Genomic DNA, 2,828 nt, shown 5'->3' with positions numbered 1-2,828 from the left:
CAAATAAAAATCCCCGCAGCAAGACTGCGGGGTATTCAGAGGAAAAGCTAAATCCTCAAATCCCCCTTTATCCCCCTTTTCTAAAGGGGGAACCTAAGCGGTCACCCCGTAGCGAGCTACGGGGAATAGCAAGTTTAAATTTTAATAGTCGAGCTGCTAAGAAAATCATTCGAAATAAAAGCAAACCATGCCGAAATCGTTTTATATTGGTCGTTCCGTAGGTCCTTTCCTTGTACCGGACAGGAATTTCGATGGTCTTGAGGCCAAGCTTTGTGGCTCCGAAAATCAGATCGAAATCTCCAAAAGGGTCAAAATCTCCAAAAAACCTTCTATTATTTGCAATACGGTTATAATCTTTTTTCCAAAGCACTTTTGTTCCGCAAAGGGTGTCGCGATATCTTTGACCTAACAGCCAAGTGAACAACCACCCGAATAATTTGTTTGCCAACATGTTGAGAAAACGCATGGCCTGTTCTTCTAAAGGATACACCAATCTAGAACCATTAATAAAATCCCCCTTGTTTTCCACGATCGCATTAAAGAATTTTGGAAGGTCTTCTGGGTCCACTGTTAAATCTGCGTCAAGAATCATCAGAAGATCACCCTTGGCTTCTTTAAAGCCGTGTTGAACTGCATCGGCTTTTCCTTTGCCTGATTGTTTCAACACCTTAATATCCCTTTCGGGATGCAAATCCTGAACCCGCTTTATCTCGTCCCACGTATTATCAATGGAATTTCCTTCAACAAAGATGATTTCAGTGTGGACCCCCATGGAAGGAAGCCGGTGTATCGCGTTTTCTATATTCCCCGCTTCATTACGGGCAGGGATGACAACGGTTACGGATGGTAATTTGGGGTTTTCGTTTAAACCAATCGGTCGGGCCATTACGATATTTTCTAAACACAGGTTCTCCACAATGGGCAATGGCGCTACCCACCGGTTAATAAAACCCCCTAGGCCAAAAGGGTTTTTGGGGAGCAGTATACATTTTCCATGGGTTACAAGTTCAAAACCGGTCAATATAAACAAGTTCAAAATATCTTCTTTGGTTACCCAGGTGGTTCTTCCGGTTGGTCTTTTCAGTCCAAAGGTTTCGGCGACTTGAATGATTGGAGACCATAAATGGCTATGGAAGTTCATGACCAGCCGAGAGGATGGATTCATCAAAACCCTTAACCTTTCTAGTAGCGCCTGGATGTCCTTTAATTCTGCGATCACGTTTTTAACAATGACGCCATCGAAGGTCCGGTTCAAATCGGGTAAAGAAAGGTAGTCTTTTACAGTGTGGAATTCCACTTTTGAATTGCTTTGAAATTTATTCTGCCCCTCCTGGATTACGCTAGGGTCCAAGTCAATTCCCACAGCAGACTGAAAGGGGGCATTATCGAATATTCCGCCTTTCCCGCAGCCCAAGACCAGTAAGGAATCTTGGTCAGATGTATGAAAAGTTAAATATCCCTCTATCAGCTTATGGTAATAGTCATTTTTTTTATTCCAATCGATGGACACCATTCTCCGATTTTGGTTGATGGGGGATTTCCCTGTCAATTTTATGTCTTTTCCAAGGAAATGGTGGCAAATAAGCCAATGTGATTATTAAGAGGCGATAATAAATTTTCAATGATACGAACCGGACCAAAACATATTCCAGGGAGAAAAGAATTGAATGAAAGACCACCCGAAAGTAAATATGCGAAAGGGGTATGGGGTTTAATCGATTTGACTTGGAGGCTGGAAAAATTCTTTTTAAAAATATGTTGGTCACGAACAAAAATAATCCAAGGTAAGGCCCCATTGGCACCTGATAAAGGCCCCCTTTCTTGATGTTCCCATCCCGCATGAGGATCAAAGCATTCCTGATGAAATTTCTGGTAAAAAAAACGCCCAAAAAGGGTATTATAGGGTTCAACCATGAGGACTCTGCCTCCTCTGAGCAAACATCTTTCCGCTTCCTTTAAAAATTGAATGGGCTTGGGAATATGATGAAAAACATCCAGCATCAGTAAACAGGAAATCGATTGGTCCTTGAAAGGGAGGTTTTGGCCTGAACAAACTAAATCAAGATCTGGAATTAAAAAGACTTCGGATGTCATTGCAGATGGGATGATCTCTTTGATAAACCCTGGCCCCGAACCTAATTCAATGATGGGACCTTTGGGAAGTTTTTGAATCAGGGAAAACATTTGTTTGTAAAAGTGGCGATAGACCTCATAAAGGAACCGTTTGCGACGTACTATTTTTCTACGAATGACGGTTGTCGCGGGATCGTCAATATCCAGTCTGTCTAATTCTTTCAATCGAAAAATATTTTTTAAATTATACAAAAAAAACGAATTCCTATCTGATATGGAAAAAGCTTGTACAAGCTTCAATCCGGTCTAAAATCCTAGACTTTACTAATGGGCATTTTAAAATTTTTCTTTTCCCTTCCAGATGGGAACCTTCAGAGTACCTATCCTTTTGAATTATATGCTTTTTATGTGATCCATGCAAGCCGATAAAATCTAAGGTAAATTGGTTTGTGATGAAATTCAAAAAAATGACTAGGCAGAGTTCTTGGATACCCGAGGAGTGGTAATAACCAAACGCATCATCAAACCGATTCAAAATTGAAGGGGTTTTTGAAAGGGCTTGCAAAAACCTAAAGGGTATTCTCGAATTTTGGAGGCGCGGGAGAATTTATTTTGGGTCTTCGTGTAATCGAGTGGGTAAAAATTGTAAAAAAGTGTTTAAGGTCCATACAGGGCAAGGGTCAAGTCAAAGTCATTCTGTGGTTGAAGCCTTTGAAGTATTAGAGGTTCCTGCAAAATCCAGTTCGTCATTCCCG

2 protein-coding genes are annotated in these 2,828 nt (G+C 41.0%); both read right to left on the bottom strand.

The genetic code is table 11. From position 1 onward, the window contains the following. Positions 1-67: 67 nt before the first annotated feature. On the bottom strand, positions 68-1,549 hold the full coding sequence (locus VGB26_15850; protein ID HEX9759249.1) for a bifunctional class I SAM-dependent methyltransferase/glycosyltransferase family 2 protein: 1,482 nt from the start codon (positions 1,547-1,549) through the stop codon (positions 68-70). 2 nt (positions 1,550-1,551) lie between these two features. Further along, a complete protein-coding gene (locus tag VGB26_15845; GenBank protein ID HEX9759248.1) occupies positions 1,552-2,325 on the bottom strand; it encodes a methyltransferase domain-containing protein in 774 nt (257 codons plus the stop codon). Between the last annotated feature and the right edge of the window lie 503 nt (positions 2,326-2,828).

The organism is Nitrospiria bacterium (genome assembly GCA_036397255.1).
Classification (GTDB): Bacteria; Nitrospirota; Nitrospiria; order DASWJH01; family DASWJH01; genus DASWJH01.
Note: the sequence above shows the minus strand (reverse complement) of the source record. Positions and strands in the feature narration are given on the sequence as shown.